Genomic DNA, 15,047 nt, shown 5'->3' on the forward strand with positions numbered 1-15,047 from the left:
CGCTCCACGAATTCCTGCCGACGCGCGAGGAGGATTTCGCCGACGTCGCCGCCGCGGCAGGCGTAGGCATCGAGGCGCTGAAGGCGCGCGCGAACGAACTCCACGAATTCAACCCGATGCTCGGCCATCGCGGCTGCCGCCTCGGCGTCACCTATCCCGAAATCTATGAAATGCAGGCGCGCGCGATCTTCGAGGCGGCGTGCGACGTCGCCGCCGAGACCGGCGCCGCGCCGATCCCCGAGGTCATGATCCCGCTCGTCGCGACGCGCCGCGAATTCGACCTGATGAAGGCGGTCGTCGACGCGCAGGCGAAGGCGGTTTTCGCCGAAAAGGGCCGCGAGATCGCTTATCTCGTCGGCACGATGATCGAGCTTCCGCGCGCGGCGCTGATGGCGGGCGAGATCGCCGAGAGCGCGGAGTTCTTCAGCTTCGGTACCAACGACCTGACGCAGACGACGATCGGCATCAGCCGCGACGACGCCGGCCGCTTCCTGACGCAATATGTCGACAAGGGCATCTTCCTGACCGACCCCTTCGTCAGCCTCGACGTCGAGGGTGTCGGGCAGCTGATCGAGATCGCGGCGGATCGCGGGCGGCGGGTGCGCCCGGACGTCAAGCTCGGCATCTGCGGCGAGCATGGCGGCGACGCACCGAGCATCCATTTCTGCGAGAAGACCGGCCTCGACTATGTCAGCGCCTCGCCCTACCGTGTGCCGATCGCCAGGCTCGCTGCCGCTCAGGCGGCGTTGAAAAAGGGCAAATAGCCGGGGAAGGAAGCGCATGAAGAGCTGGCACCGCTATGCGATCACCCTGGTGGGCGGATTGGCGGTGGGGCTCGGCGCGGCATGGGCGCTGACCAACGGCGGGCTCGGCGACGGCGGGATCCGCAACGGCCCGTGGACGACCTCGCTCGGTTACGGGACCAAGGCAACCGACCCGCTGACGCGCGCGATGGTCGCGCGCTCGGGGCTGCTCGCGCTGCCTGCGAAGGAAACCGTCTATTGGCTCGCCACGACCGACGCGGCGGGCGCGCCGCTCGACGGCAATTGCCGTTACAGCCTGTCGGGAAAGCCGCTCGACGCGCGCTGGTGGAGCGTTACCGTCTATGACGACAAGGGTTATCTGGTGGATAACCCCGCGCGCCTCTGGTCGGTCAACGGCGCCAATGTCGCGCTCGATGCGAAAGGCGAATGGCGCGTCACCATCGCACCCGACAAGCCCAAGGGCGCGGCGTGGCTGCCCGGCATCAAGGGCCAGAATTTCCAGCTGACGCTGCGCATGTACAACCCCGGCGCGGCGTTCCGCGCCGATCCCGCCAAGGCCGCGCTCCCGCGCCTCGTCAAGGAGGACTGCTGAGATGCGCCGCTGGCTCGGCCCGCTGCTCTTGGGCCTGCTCGTCGCCGCAGCGACGGCGTGGGCGGCGATCCTCTATCTCCCCTATGGCCTGATGAACGTCGCGATGGATCGGCTGGGGCAGGGCGGCATCAATCGTATGTCCTATGGCAATCTCGCGACGCCCGAGCGCCAGCCGGTGGTGCGGCCGAGTCCCGACCTTGCCTATTCGAGCTGCCCCTATGACCTGTCCCCCGGCCCGGTGGCGATCGAGGTGGCGCCGGTGCCGGGCCGCTACAGTTCGCTCAGCATCTTCGACGCGGCGACCGACGTGATCTTCGTGCGCAACGATGTCGAGGCGGGCGGCAAGCCCTATCGAATCATCGTCGCGCGGGCGGCACAGCCGGTGCCCGCGGGCACCGAAGTCGTGCGCACCGACCATGATCGCGGCATCGCGCTGATCCGGCTTCTGCTCCGCGAACCGCAGGAAATCACCGGCCTCGACGCGCTGCGGCGCCAGTCGTCGTGCAGAGTGGTCACAAAGCTGAAATAGGGGGTTGCGCCCCCGCGCATCGCCCCGTAAAGGCGCTGCTCCACGCACCCGTAGCTCAGCTGGATAGAGCATCAGACTACGAATCTGAGGGTCGGACGTTCGAATCGTTCCGGGTGCGCCATTCCTTCCATGATGGTCGAAAAGCCGCCAGGGCGGCCGCCGCTGCGGCTTGGCCGCGAGGCCCGATGCAAGTGGATGAATACCCCGGGCAGTACGTCCGAAACGTCTCGCGGTTGTTGATCGCGGGGCCTGTTATACCCCCCAGGCAGACGTCCGTGGTCGCTCCCGTGATCGTTCCCATCTTAGCGCGATTCGCGGCCGACTTACAGCGCTGTCATTGTGCCGATCGGCATTTGATCAACTATTTTCGCGGTGACAATCCACGCCGCACCGGCGATCAGGATCGAGGTTTCGCCCGGCTGCCGGGCAAAGGCGGCGCGCACCGCCTCGGTCGCTTTTGCCCTGATATCATCGTCTTGGTCTGCGAGTGCGCGCGACAGCGGGCCGACCGCCGAGGCGAGCGACACGGCATCGTCGATTGCCGCCTCGCGCGTCGCGCCGTGACCATAAGGAATGACCGCGTCGAACGGCACAATCTCGACCCCGGCAAAGCCCGCGTCGGTGAGCAGGCCGGTGATTCGTTCGGGGTCGGCAAAGGCGAAGGGACCGGGCGCCAGCGGGTCGGCCGGCGCCGGCGTCACGAAGGGCCGAATCGCCGCCATCGGCAGGCGAACCCAGTCATTTTCCGCCGGTCCGCGCCAGCAGGCGAAGGCCAGCCGCCCGCCCGGTTTCAGCGCCGCGCGCATATGGCCGAAGGCGGCAACCGGATCGTCGAAGAACATCACCCCGAAGCGCGAGAAGAGCAGGTCGAACGCCGCCGGGTCGAGCGGCGCGGTCGCGGCATCGGCGAGCTGGAAGCGCACCGGCGCGCCGCCCGGCGTGTCCGCGCGGGCGCGCTCGACCAGTTGCGGCGAAATATCGACCCCGAGCACGTCTCCGCCCGCGCCAGTCCGCGCCGCGAGCGCGAAGCTCGTCGCGCCCGCCCCGCAGCCGATATCGAGGATTCGGTCGCCGGGCACCACTTCGGCGGCGGCGATCGCCGCGTCGCCGAACGCTTCGAGCATCAGGTCGAGCCGCTGCTGGTGCAGTACCCAATTGTCGCCGCTCGAACCGGTCCATTGATGGGTCGGGCTTTGCGCTGCGCTCGCCATGGTTGCTTCTCCTTATTGCGAATGAATCGCAACTAGATCGTATCCGTTCGCGCGGCAAGTCTGCGCATAGCTATGCCTTGTTGCAAGCCGCCGGGCCATGCGACAGTCTTGGCGGATCAAGGATCGCGCTGCGGCGCAAGGGAGAGATATGAGCGAACGGATCGTCACGGTCGACATCGGCGGCACCCATGCGCGCTTCGCGATTGCCGAGGTGGCGGATGGGCGCGTCCTGTCGCTCGGCGAAGCAGTGACGCTGCACACCAAGGATCATGCGAGCTTTCAGACCGCGTGGGAGGATTTCGGGCAGCAGCAGGGCGGCACGCTGCCGCGCGGGGTCGCGATCGCGATTGCCGGGCCGACGCGCGGCGAGATCATCCGTTTCACCAACAATCCCTGGATCATCCGCCCGGCGCTGGTCGGCGAAAAGCTCGGCGTCGACCGCTGGGTGCTGGTCAATGATTTCGAGGCCGTCGGCCATGCGGTGGCGCAAGCCGAGGCCGGCTATTTCGAGACGCTGTGCGGTCCCGATATGGCGCTGCCCGACAGCGGTACGATCAGCGTTATCGGCCCCGGCACCGGACTCGGCGTCGCGCATGTGTGGCGCCATGGCGGCGCCTATCGTGTCCAGGCGACCGAGGGCGGGCATATCGACTTCGCGCCGCTCGACAGCATCGAGGACGCGATCCTCGCGCGCCTCCGCAAACGCCACCGCCGCGTGTCGATCGAGCGCATCGTGTCGGGCCCCGGCATCGTCGACATCTATGAGACGCTCGCGGCGATGGAAGGGCGCGCGGTGACGCCGCTCGATGACAAGACGATCTGGACTAACGGCACCAGCGGCGCCGACAGCCTCGCCGCCGCCGCGATCGACCGCTTCTGCCTCTCGCTCGGCAGCGTGTCGGGCGACCTTGCGCTGGCACAGGGCGCGAGCGGGGTGGTGATCGCCGGGGGGCTCGGCCTGCGCATCAAGGACAGCCTCGTCAAATCGGGTTTCCCCGAACGCTTCGTCGAAAAGGGGCGGTTCGAGGGCTTCATGGCGGCGCTGCCGGTCAAGCTGATCACCCATCCGCAACCCGGGCTGTTCGGCGCCGCGGCGGCTTTCGCGCGCCAGTATCTCTGACGCACCGCAACATCCTCTTTCGCGCCGGCCTTTCGCCCGATAGGGAAGGGCAAACCGCAACGGGGATCAAACTTATATGCCTTCAGGACTTTTCGCGCTGCTCGACGATGTGGCGACCATCGCCAAGGTGGCGGCGGCGAGCATCGACGACATCGGCGCGGCGGCGTCGAAGGCGGGGGTGAAGGCCGCGGGGGTCGTCGTCGACGATACGGCGGTGACCCCGCGCTACCTGACCGGCTTTACCCCCGACCGCGAACTGCCGATCATCTGGCGGATCACCAAGGGATCGCTGCGCAACAAGCTGGTCTTCATCGTGCCGGTGCTGCTGCTGCTGTCGGCGGTCGCGCAATGGGCGATCACGCCGATCCTGATGGTTGGCGGCGCCTATCTCTGCTTCGAAGGCGCCGAAAAGGTCTGGCACAGCTGGACCGCCAAGGATCATTCGCTCGAGGAAGATGTCGCGCTCGTCGCTGACAAGAATCATGAAGAAGCAATGGTAAGCGGCGCGATTCGCACCGATTTCATCCTCTCGGCCGAAATCATGGTGATCGCGCTTAACGAAGTTCTCGACGAAGCCTTCGCGATGCGCGCGGCGACGCTGGTGGTGGTGGCGGTGCTGATCACCGTCGCCGTCTATGGCGTCGTCGGGCTGATCGTGAAGATGGACGACATCGGCCTCCACATGAGCAAGGGCAGGGCCGCCGTCGGCCGTGCGGTGGGTCGCGGCCTCGTCGCCTTCATGCCGAAGTTGCTCGCGGCGCTGGCGGTGATCGGCACCGCCGCGATGCTCTGGGTCGGCGGCCAGATCGTGCTCCACGGCCTCGACGAATATCATATCGGGGGTCTGGGTCACGGGCTGCACGACTTCGCCCATGCCGTCGCCGGCAACCTGCCCGCCGCGGGCCTGTGGGAATGGCTGATCAATGCCGGCGGGGCGGGCATCTTCGGCCTCCTGCTCGGTGGCATCATCGTCGGCGTGCTGCACCTGCTGCCGGGCAAGAAGGCGGCGCACTGAACGACTGGGAAAGGAGGCCGATATGCAGGGTGAAAATGATCCGCTGGCGGCCTTCTGGATGCCTTTCACGGCCAATAGGGCTTATAAGAATAGCCCGCGCCAGCTCGTGTCGGCGAGCGGCATGTACTACCGCAGCGCCGACGGCCGCGAGATCCTCGACGGGACCGCGGGGCTTTGGTGCTGCAACGCCGGCCATTGCCGGCCCGAGATCGCCGACGCGATCGCCGAGGCTGCGCGCACGCTCGATTTTGCGCCGACCTTCCAGCTCGGCCATCCGCTCGTTTTCGAACTCGCGCGCCGCGTCGCGGCGATCATGCCCGACGGGCTCGATCGCATCTTCTTCACCAACAGCGGCAGCGAATCGGTCGATACAGCGCTGAAAATCGCGCTCGCGGTACAGCGCGCACGCGGGCAGGGGAGCCGCACCCGGCTGATCGGGCGCGAGCGCGGCTATCATGGCACCGGCTTCGGCGGCATCGGCGTCGGCGGCATCGTCAACAACCGCCGCGCCTTTGGGCCGGGGATCGCGGGTGCCGACCATATCCGCCATACCCATGGCATGCCGGGCAACGCCTTCGCGCACGGCTTCCCGCCGTACGGCGCCGAACTCGCCGACGATCTCCAGCGCCTCGTCGATCTTCACGGTGCCGAAACGATCGCGGCGGTGATTGTCGAGCCGATGGCGGGCTCTACTGGCGTACTGATCCCGCCGGTCGGCTATCTGCAGCGGCTGCGTGAGATTTGCGACCGCCACGGCATCCTGCTGATCTTCGACGAGGTGATCACCGCCTTCGGGCGCGTCGGTGCCGCCACCGCCGCCGAGGCGTGGGGCGTCACCCCCGACATCATCACCATGGCCAAGGGGCTGACCAACGCCGCGGTCCCGATGGGCGCGGTCGCGGTGAAGCGCGAACTGCACGACGCGGTGGTCGACAGCGTGGCAAGCGGGATCGAGCTGTTCCACGGCTATACCTATTCGGGCCATCCGCTCGCCAGCGCGGCGGGGATCGCGACGCTCGACCTTTATGCGCGCGAAGGGCTGTTCGACCGTGCCGCCGATCTCGCAGCTTATTGGGATGAGGCCGCGCACAGCCTGAAGGGGCGGCACCATGTCATCGACATCCGCACCATCGGCCTCGTCGCTGGCATCGAGCTAGAACCGCGCCCCGGCGCGCCCACCGCGCGCGCGACCGAGCTGTTCCACGCCTGCTTCGACAATGGCCTGCTCGTCCGCGCCACCGGCGACATCATCGCGCTGTCGCCGCCGCTGATCGTCGAGAAGGGACAGATCGACGCGATGTTCGGCAAACTCTCCGACCTCGTCGAAGCGATCGCTTAGCCGTTGAGCGGAAACGCCACCGACACCCGCGTGCCCTTGCCGACTTCGCTCTCGATATCGAGTTGGCCCTGGTGGCGTTCGCTGATGTGCTTGACGATCGCCAGACCCAGGCCGGTGCCGCCGACCGAACGGCTGCGCGCTTCGTCAACGCGATAGAAGCGCTCGGTCAGGCGCGGCAAATGATCGGGCGCGATGCCTTCGCCCTCGTCGCGCACCGACAATCGCGCACGCGGGCCTTCGCGGAGCAGTTCGACGGTCACCGGCGTGTCGGCGCGGCCATATTTCATCGCGTTGAAGATGATGTTGTGGACGAGCTGCCCCAGTTGCGCCTCGTCGCCCAGCATCGACAACGGCGCGTCGTCGAAGGCCGCGACGACATCCTTGGCGCGCGGATTTTCGCTGTCCTTGAGCTGCGCGATCGTCGCCCGCACGATCGCGGTCAGGTCGACCTGCGCTGTCGGGCGGCGGAAGCGGTCGGCCTCGACGCGCGAGATGGAGAGCAGGTCGATGACCAGCTGCTGCATCCGCCGCGCCTCGCGCTCGATGATCGACAGGAAACGATGGCGCGTCGCAGAGTCGGCTTCGTTCATGTCCTGCAGCGTCTCGACATAGCCGAGGATCGCTGCGAGCGGCGTGCGCAGTTCGTGGCTGGCGTTGGCGACGAAATCGGACCGCATCCGGTCCGCCGCATCGATCGCCGAGCGATCGGCGAGGAAGAGGATCCTTTGCCCGCCCGACAGCGAAGCGATGCGCATCGTCCAGCGCTGACCGGGACGCGGAAAGTCGATGAGGTTGATCGGCTCGAGCATCGCGGCCGCGTCGGCGTTCGACAGCCATTCGGTCGCCGCGGGATGGCGGATCGCGGTGCGTACGTCGGCGCCGACGATATGGCGTCCGAGCAGGCGGATCGCGGCGTCGTTTGCCAGCGTGACGATATTGCCGTCGCAGCCGAGCAGGGGTTCCTTTTCCTGATCGGCCCAGAGCGCGAAATCGGGGTGGCGCAGCAGCGATATCGGTGGCAGCGCGGGGGTTGGCGCTGCTTCAGCCCGGTTTTCGACGATGACAGTCCCGGGCAGCGCCGAATATACGATCGCGGCAGCGGCAACGCCGGCGGCGGCCAATATGGCAATGGCCAAAGCGTCGCCACCAGCCAGCGCGGCGAGGATTGCCGCGATGGCGACCAGGGTCAGCGCTACGACGAGGCTGGAGAGGCGGTCGAACATCGACGCTGCGCCTCGCACGAAGCGGGGCTGTGGCGCAAGGGTGTTCGCAGCGATTAACGCTTCATCGGCGAATGTCCCGAAACGGGAAGCGCGGGCGGGCGTGCGGTCTTTTGCTTTTCCCCGCGTCCTCCATGGTTTATGCGCCGATCATGGACGAACAGGATCAGCCGAACGGTGCGGGGGCGCCGCAACCCGACGATAATGTCGAAGCCGTTCCGTCGCGGCGCCGTATGCTCGCGCTCGGCGCGGTCGGCGTTTCGGCAGCGCTGACGATCCGTCCCGCCTTTGCCCAGACCGCCGTGTCGGTGATGAACTGCCAGATTCCGGTTCCCGATGTGTCGGGCGCGGGCAAATATATCGATGCGCGGGGCAATCTCGTCGCCGCGGGCACCAAGGGTGCATTCCCCGGTTCGCCGCGCCCGTTCACCGGCGAAGAGGTGAAACGGGCTTTCCGGGGGCAGGCGCTGCCCGGCACGACTTCCAGCCAGTCGCAGGCCTATCTGGAATATATCCGGCGCTTGCGGGCGGGGCAGAGCGGGTTTACCTGTTTCGCATCGATCACGATGCAACGCTGACCGTCGTCCCTTGTTGGCGATGGCGGCTTTCCCCCGCATCGCCAGACAAAGGAAAATCCCTTGAAATTAGCATCGCTGAAGAAGGGCCGCGACGGGCGGCTTGTCGTCGTTTCCGACGATCTCGCCTGGTATGCCGACGCCGGTCAGATCGTCCCGACGATGCAGGCGGCGCTCGACAATTGGGCCTATGCCGCGCCGCGCCTCGCCGCGCTGGCCGAGGATCTCAATCATGACGCCATCCCCAAGGAGCGCTTTCACGAGCGCGACGCAGCCTCGCCGCTGCCGCGCGCCTATCAATGGGCCGACGGCAGCGCCTATGTGAACCATGTCGCGCTGGTGCGGCAGGCGCGCGGCGCGGAAATGCCCGACAGCTTCTGGCACGATCCGCTGATGTACCAGGGCGGCAGCGACGCCTTCCTCGCGCCGCGCGACCCGATCCCGCTCGGCGATCCGGCGTGGGGTTGCGACATGGAAGCCGAGGTGGTCGTCGTCACGGGCGACGTGCCCGCGGGCACCGACGCGGAAACCGCACGCGGGCTGATCCTGCTCGTCGGGCTGACCAACGACGTGTCGCTGCGCGGGCTGATCCCCGGCGAACTCGCCAAGGGTTTCGGCTTTTTCCAGTCGAAACCGTCGAGCGCGATGTCGCCGGTGTTCGTCACCCCCGATGCGCTCGGCGACCGGTGGCGGGACGGCAAACTTCACGGCACCCTGTGCGTCGACCTCAACGGTCAGCCGCTCGGCCGTGCCGATGCCGGGGTCGACATGACCTTCGACTTCGGCGCGCTGATCGCGCATGCGGCGAAAACGCGCGACCTCGGTGCCGGGACGATCATCGGCTCGGGTACGGTGTCGAACCGCGATGCCGATGGCGGACCGGGCAAGCCGATCGCGCAGGGCGGGCTGGGCTATTGCTGCCTCGCCGAGGTGCGTACGGTCGAGACGATCCTCGAAGGCGGGGCGAAGACGCCGTTCATGCAAAAGGGCGATATGGTCCGCATCTGGATGGATGACGATCGCCATCACAGCATCTTCGGCGCGATCGAACAGCAGGTGGCCTGAGCCAAGGCAAACTCCCTTCCCGCCGCGGGGCGGGAAGGGCGGTTTGTCACATTCCGCTGAGCGCGTCCTTGAGCGAACAGGCGGCCGGGCCAAGGATGACGATGAACAGGCACGGCAGGATGAACAGGATCAGCGGCACGGTCATGATCGCGGGCAGGCGCGCGGCCTTTTCTTCGGCGCGCATCATGCGTTCGTTGCGGAATTCGGCCGAGAGGACGCGCAGGGCCGAAGCCAGCGGCGTACCATATTTCTCGGTCTGGATCATGGTCGTGACGACGCCCTTCACCGAATCGAGATTGACGCGATAGGCGAGGTTTTCGAACGCCTGGCGGCGCTCGGTCAGGAAGCCGAGCTCGATCGACGTCAGCGCGAATTCCTCGCCCAGTTCGGGATAGGCGCGGCCCAGTTCCTTGGCGACGCGACTGAAGGCGGCGTCGACGGTCAGGCCGGCCTCGGCGCAGATGACGAGCAGGTCGAGCGCGTCGGGCAGGCCCTTGCGGATCGCATCGGTGCGCTTCGCGCGCTTGTTCTGCACGAACAGGTCGGGCGCCTTATAGCCCAGCAGCAGCGCGGCCATTGTCGCGCCCGAACGCTTGAACGGGGTCAGGTCGGGCCACATGTCGACCCAATAGATCAGGAAGGCGGCAAGGCCGCCGAACACGATCGGCAGGATCAGGCGGCCGAAGATGACCGCGACCGCGAGATCCTTTGACCGGATGCCCGCCTGCGCCAGCTTTTGCTGGACGTCCTTGATCTGGTCTTCCTGCAGCACCTGCAGCTTGCCAAGGAAGGTGCGCATCTTGTCCGCGGTCTGGTTCTTGCGGACCAGCTTGGCGCGGCGTTTCGCGGTCGAGGCGGTGATGCCGGCCTTCAGCTGTTCGCGGCGCTCGTTGAGCGCCTTGACGCGCTTCGCCATCGGATCGCGCACGGTGAGCGCGCCGTAAAGCGCGATGAGCACTGCACCGACGCCGACGGCAGCGAGCGTGGTCGCGACCCAGATGACGTCGACGCCCATGATTGTCGGGCCGGGCGCCGCGCCCGAAAATGCGGTGAGGAGCAGCGTGCTGTTCATTGGTCCCGCTCCTTAGATTTCAAAGCTGATCATGCGCGACATGATGAACGCGCCGAGGCTCATCCACACCAGCCCGCCAAGGCCAGTGATGATCAGCCGTTCCTCGACGAAAAAGCCCTGAAGATATTCGGGGTTCATCGTCCAGACGATGCCGAAGACGAAGAAGGGCAGCGCACCGACGATATAGGCCGACGCCTTGGCTTCCGACGACATGGCGCGGATTTTGAGCTTCATCTGGGCGCGCTTGCGCAGCACGTCCGACAGGTTGGCGAGCGTTTCGGCCAGATTGCCGCCGGTCTCGCGCTGGATCGCGATCGTGATGCAGAAAAACTGGAATTCGGGCGTGCCCAGCATCTCGGCCGATTCCTGCAACGCCGCTTCCATCGTGTTGCCGATGCGGATGCGTTCGACGACGCCCTTGAATTCTTCGCCGACCGGGCCGGGCAGTTCCTGGCTGACGACCTGGAAAGTCTCGGTCACCGGCAGACCTGATTTCAGGCCGCGGACGAGCAGGTCGATCGCGTCGGGAAAGCGTGTGTTGAACTTGGCGACGCGCCCTTTGATCAGGCGGTTGACGACGAAATAGGGCAGGCCGAGCGCTGCGATGACGCCGACGAGCGCGGCAAGCATGAACGGGCTGCGGATGAGCAGCAGCATGCCGGCGACGCCGACGAACAGCGCCATCGATGCCATCATATATTGGCTGACGGTCCAGTTCTTGCCGGTCCGGCGCAGCCGCTTTTCCATCTCCTCGCGGCGCGGCATCAGGCTCGAAAGATTCTGCCCGCCCCGGCCGCTTCCGGCCTGGATCGTCTTGCGCATCTGCGCGGCGACGACCGCCTCGGTCGAGTTGGCGTGCCGGTCCTTGACCATCGCCAGCCGCCGCGTCTTCGCCTTGCCCAACGACGGGCCGCTGAACAGCACGAGCAGGGTGAAGATCAGGAACGCGCTACCGCTGATGATGATGACTGACGTGTCCATGGTCGGTTTTCGTCCGCTTCTTGTCCAAGGGCAGCCGGCGGCCGGTCACCCGGCCGCCACCGTCCTTATTTCGCGCCTTTTTTGGCCATGATGCCGCCGATGCCGCTGAGCTTGCCGAGCAGCGAGGCGCCCGACTTGCCCTTTGCGGCCGGCGCCGACGCCTCTTCGGCCTCCGAATCGGCACCGTCGAGGATGAAGCGCATGAGCTGGTTCCACACCTGGCTGGCCTTGGTGCCCTTGCAGATTTCGGCATAGGACTTACCGAGCTTCGCCGACTGGCTTACCAGTTTCGGGTCGAACGGGATGACCACGTCGATCTGGCGTTCGATCGACGATTCAAATTCCTTGCGCGACAGTTCGCCGATCGCATTCTGGAACTTGTTGGCGACCAGGATCACGCGCGCGCCCGGGACATTCTGCTTGAACCACGACAGGATACGGATCGTGTCGCGCGCCGAGGCAAGCGTCACGTCGCTGACCAGCACGATGGTTCCGACTTCGGACACCAGGTGCGGGAAGGGGATCAGCACATGGCGCGGGATGTCGACGATCGTCATCTCGAACGCATTGCGCAGTTCCTCTTCCAGCTGGAAGAATGCGGACCCGTCGGTCATCACCGGCTGGTGGATCGGGGCTTCGGCCGACAGCAGGCTCAGCTTGTCCGATGCGCGCACCATCGCGCGCTCGATAAACAGGCCGTCGATGCGGCTGGGGTTGTCGATCGCGTCGATCAGGCCGCGGCCCGGTTCGAGGTCGAGCGTCAGCGCGCCGGTACCGAAATGGATGTCGAGGTCGAGCAACGCCGTCTGGCGGTCGGCCTGCTCGCTCATCGCCCAGGCGAGCGACGTCGAGACGAGCGACGCACCGACGCCGCCGCGCACGCCGACCACCGCCATCATGTGATGCGGCTTGTCGTCGGCCATGTCGCTGTGCTTCGGCGCCGACAGCATCGCCTGCGCCATGGTCAGCGATTCACGGACCTGGTCGAGCGACAGCGGCTTGAGCAGATAGTCCTGGATGCCGCTCGACAGCAGGTCGCGGTACAGCCGAACGTCGTTGACCTGGCCGGCGGCGATCACCACCGTGCCGGGTTCGCAGACTTCCGCAAGCGCGTTGATGTCGTTGATCGGATCGCCCGATTCGGACATGTCGACGAACAGGATGTTCGGGCTCGCCGAAACCGACAACGACTGGACGGCGTTGCGCAGCCCGCCCTTGTTACATTTCTCGATGGGCCAGCCCATGTCGTTGGCGGCGGCGCGGATCAGCTCCAGCGTATCGTCGTCGCACACAAAGGCATTGAAGGGTTCGCGCAGGCCAGCTGCTTTGAAGGGCGCGTTCACTGGTTGCCTCCGCTCGTTGAAGTCTGCTTCAGCTCGCCGGCGCCCGTGGGCGGCTTCTCGCGATACGTCTTGATCGCGCGGGTCGCCGAGGTGGGGTCATGGCGATCGTCGCTCGCGCCCTTGATCAGGTCGTTCGGGTCGGCGACCATCGCGGCCAGGTTGCTGTTCGTTGCGCAGCCATAGTTGGACGAGGTCGCGTTGTTGAAGTTGATCGACGATTTGCTTGACCAATCGGGGCAGCCGGGGACCGAGGCGGTCGCACGGGTGACGACGACGCGCAGATTGCCCGGCGCCACGGTGCCGGTGGTCACCGGAACCGCGTCGCTCAAGAGCAGGCCGCGGCGTTCGATCATCGCGCGGATCGAAGACCGTGCGACGCCCGAGCCGTAGGGCGAGGGGTCTTCGATGGCGATGCGGTCGCCATAGCGCACGCCCATCGCGTCGAGCCATCCCTGCAGGCGGCCCTGTTCGCTGGGCGGCAGTTCGCCGCCGCTGGTCGCAACGTCGAACTGATAGATGCTGTTGCGGACGATCGGCTGGTGGACCGAATCGAGGCCGGTATTGGTGTGTGCGCTGCCCGTGCATCCGGCCAGCGTCGCAGCCAGTGCCAGGGTCGTCCAAGTTGCGATCTTCTTCATAGTCATGCTCCTGAAAGGCAGCGCGTCACTTGATGCTGAAACCGGGCGATACGTCGGCACCGCCGCGCAGGCGGTCGGCATCGTCGGGCGACGTGTCGAGCCGCGGCTTCGGACGTTCGCCGCCGGTCACGCCGTTGCTGGTCTGCCCGAGCAGCAGGCGCGCCGCGTCGTTCGAGTCCTGATAGGCATCGGTCGGCAGCTTGATGTCGTTCGCCGACACCGGCTGGACGAGATAGGGCGTCACGATGATCACCAACTCGGTTTCGCCGCGACGGAAGCTGTCCGACTTGAACAGCATACCAAGGAGCGGCATGTCGCCGAGGCCGGGCATCTTGTCGATCGCACCGATAGACCGGTTGTTCATCAGGCCGGCGATCATGAAGCTTTCGCCCGAGCCCAGCTCGACGGTCGTTTCGGCACGGCGCACCGTCAGTGCCGGGACCTGGAAACCCTCCAGTTCGATCGCGCCTTCGGTCGACAGTTCGGACACTTCGGGACGAACGCGCAAGCTGATCCGGCCGTTCGACAGCACCGTCGGCGTATAAGCCAGGCTGACGCCATATTTACGATACTCGATCGTCGTGCCGGCGAGGTTGCCCGGAACCGGGACGGGGAACTCACCGCCCGCCAGGAAGTCGGCGGTCTCGCCCGAAATCGCGGTCAGGTTCGGCTGCGCCAGCGTGACCACCATGCCCGACCGCTCGCCTACGTCGAGCGACGCGATCAGGTCGAGGCCGAATAGGCGACCCGCACCCGCCAGGCTGCGGACGCCGGCCGGCGTATTGATGGTGTAGGTCTTGCCATAGGTGGTGCTGTTGAGCGGCTGCCCCGTGACCGGGTTATAGGGTGTCGGCACCGTGTTGGGCGGGAAAATGGCAGTCGGCGCGTTGGGGTAGGTGATCTCGCCGGCCGACCGGCCGCCAAAAACGCCCCCGAGAAAGCCGTTGCCAAGCGGGCCGTCACGATCGCGGGTCAGCAGGTTGCCGCTGATCTCCTTGACCAGCGAGCGGTTCACCTCCGCGATACGGACCTGCAGATTGACCTGCAGCGGCGTTGCGGTGCGCAGGCGCGAGAGGACCTTGGTCTGTTCGCCGACGAAGGCCTGGACCAGCCGTTCAGCCTCCGCCGCGTCGTCGGGCGACTGGACGGTGCCGGTGAGCAGCACGAAGCCGTTCATCGTGTTCGCCGAAATCGTCGCCTCGGGCATCGCCAGCGACAGCATCTGGTCGATGGTCTCGATATTATTGCCGACGCGGGCGACGGTCGAATAGACGACCCGGCCGCTGGCATCGGTGGCATAGATGCTCGTCTCGCCCGGCTTCTTGCCGAAGATATAGAGCTGGCGGCTCGAGCGGACCTGGACATCGGCGACTTCGTCGTTGGCGACGAAAACGTCGGTCATAGAAGCCGGCAGGCTGACCAGCCGACCGCGACCGACCGACAGGTCGACGCTGCTGCTGGCATTCTGGACCGCCTGGGCCAGTGCCTGATGGGCGGGTGCGGTTACCAGCGTCGCTGCTACCAGGCCGATGGCCAGGGTGCGGGCGAGCGCGGCCGTTTTGAACTTGGGTTTGCTCTTCATC

At 66.4% G+C, this 15,047-nt stretch carries 15 protein-coding genes and 1 tRNA gene; 9 read left to right on the forward strand and 7 right to left on the reverse strand.

What is annotated here, in order from left to right; translation table 11 throughout:
* From B1A78_RS09005 to B1A78_RS09020, 4 genes are all read left to right on the forward strand, one after another.
* On the forward strand, positions 1-764 hold a 764-nt coding region (locus B1A78_RS09005; RefSeq protein ID WP_306171649.1), incomplete at its 5' end, for a putative PEP-binding protein.
* 16 nt (positions 765-780) lie between these two features.
* The gene (locus B1A78_RS09010) at positions 781-1,356 is read left to right on the forward strand and encodes a DUF1214 domain-containing protein (RefSeq protein WP_077146636.1); all 576 of its coding nucleotides are present in this window, start codon (positions 781-783) and stop codon (positions 1,354-1,356) included.
* A 1-nt stretch (position 1,357) separates the two neighbouring features.
* Positions 1,358-1,885 carry a DUF1254 domain-containing protein gene (locus tag B1A78_RS09015; protein ID WP_077146637.1) on the forward strand — a complete coding sequence of 176 codons (528 nt, stop codon included), beginning with the start codon at positions 1,358-1,360 and terminating at the stop codon, positions 1,883-1,885.
* A gap of 44 nt (positions 1,886-1,929) precedes the next feature.
* A tRNA-Arg gene (locus B1A78_RS09020) sits at positions 1,930-2,006 on the forward strand.
* A 202-nt stretch (positions 2,007-2,208) separates the two neighbouring features.
* Here the strand turns inward: B1A78_RS09020 and B1A78_RS09025 are convergent.
* Positions 2,209-3,096 (reverse strand): class I SAM-dependent methyltransferase, encoded by an 888-nt coding sequence (locus tag B1A78_RS09025; protein ID WP_077146638.1) that lies wholly within the window; start codon positions 3,094-3,096, stop codon positions 2,209-2,211.
* Positions 3,097-3,244: 148 nt separating this feature from the next.
* Here B1A78_RS09025 and B1A78_RS09030 point away from each other — a divergent pair, with 148 nt between their 5' ends.
* The 3 genes from B1A78_RS09030 to B1A78_RS09040 all read left to right on the forward strand — a co-directional run bounded on the left by B1A78_RS09030 (position 3,245) and on the right by B1A78_RS09040 (position 6,570).
* On the forward strand, positions 3,245-4,216 hold the full coding sequence (locus B1A78_RS09030) for a glucokinase (protein ID WP_077146639.1): 972 nt from the start codon (positions 3,245-3,247) through the stop codon (positions 4,214-4,216).
* A 76-nt stretch (positions 4,217-4,292) separates the two neighbouring features.
* A complete protein-coding gene (locus B1A78_RS09035; RefSeq protein ID WP_077146640.1) occupies positions 4,293-5,231 on the forward strand; it encodes a DUF808 domain-containing protein in 939 nt (312 codons plus the stop codon).
* 22 nt (positions 5,232-5,253) lie between these two features.
* A complete protein-coding gene (locus tag B1A78_RS09040) occupies positions 5,254-6,570 on the forward strand; it encodes an aspartate aminotransferase family protein (RefSeq protein ID WP_077146641.1) in 1,317 nt (438 codons plus the stop codon).
* Here B1A78_RS09040 and B1A78_RS09045 read toward each other — a convergent pair.
* The gene (locus tag B1A78_RS09045; protein ID WP_077146642.1) at positions 6,567-7,793 is read right to left on the reverse strand and encodes an ATP-binding protein; all 1,227 of its coding nucleotides are present in this window, start codon (positions 7,791-7,793) and stop codon (positions 6,567-6,569) included. The two genes, B1A78_RS09040 and B1A78_RS09045, sit on opposite strands and share 4 nt — an antisense overlap.
* Before the next feature lie 149 nt (positions 7,794-7,942).
* Between B1A78_RS09045 and B1A78_RS09050 the strand changes: the two genes are divergently transcribed.
* A complete protein-coding gene (locus B1A78_RS09050; RefSeq protein WP_077146665.1) occupies positions 7,943-8,368 on the forward strand; it encodes a hypothetical protein in 426 nt (141 codons plus the stop codon).
* 60 nt (positions 8,369-8,428) lie between these two features.
* Entirely contained in the window at positions 8,429-9,430 is a 1,002-nt protein-coding gene (locus B1A78_RS09055; RefSeq protein WP_077146643.1) for a fumarylacetoacetate hydrolase family protein, read from the forward strand.
* A gap of 46 nt (positions 9,431-9,476) precedes the next feature.
* Here the strand turns inward: B1A78_RS09055 and B1A78_RS09060 are convergent, their stop codons facing one another.
* The 5 genes from B1A78_RS09060 to B1A78_RS09080 all read right to left on the reverse strand — a co-directional run bounded on the left by B1A78_RS09060 (position 9,477) and on the right by B1A78_RS09080 (position 15,046).
* Positions 9,477-10,502, reverse strand: a complete 1,026-nt coding sequence (locus B1A78_RS09060; RefSeq protein WP_077146644.1) for a type II secretion system F family protein — start codon at positions 10,500-10,502, stop codon at positions 9,477-9,479.
* 12 nt (positions 10,503-10,514) lie between these two features.
* Positions 10,515-11,483 carry a type II secretion system F family protein gene (locus B1A78_RS09065; protein ID WP_077146645.1) on the reverse strand — a complete coding sequence of 323 codons (969 nt, stop codon included), beginning with the start codon at positions 11,481-11,483 and terminating at the stop codon, positions 10,515-10,517.
* A 65-nt stretch (positions 11,484-11,548) separates the two neighbouring features.
* The gene (locus B1A78_RS09070) at positions 11,549-12,826 is read right to left on the reverse strand and encodes a pilus assembly protein CpaE (RefSeq protein ID WP_077146646.1); all 1,278 of its coding nucleotides are present in this window, start codon (positions 12,824-12,826) and stop codon (positions 11,549-11,551) included.
* Positions 12,823-13,464: a CpaD family pilus assembly protein gene (locus B1A78_RS09075; RefSeq protein ID WP_077146647.1), complete on the reverse strand. Its 642-nt coding sequence runs from the start codon at positions 13,462-13,464 to the stop codon at positions 12,823-12,825. The genes B1A78_RS09070 and B1A78_RS09075 overlap by 4 nt, the downstream gene beginning before the upstream one ends.
* Positions 13,465-13,489: 25 nt before the next feature.
* Positions 13,490-15,046: a type II and III secretion system protein family protein gene (locus tag B1A78_RS09080; protein WP_077146648.1), complete on the reverse strand. Its 1,557-nt coding sequence runs from the start codon at positions 15,044-15,046 to the stop codon at positions 13,490-13,492.
* Between the last annotated feature and the right edge of the window lies 1 nt (position 15,047).

Source organism: Sphingopyxis sp. KK2, assembly GCF_001990265.1.
In the GTDB taxonomy this organism is placed as follows: Bacteria; Pseudomonadota; Alphaproteobacteria; order Sphingomonadales; family Sphingomonadaceae; genus Sphingopyxis.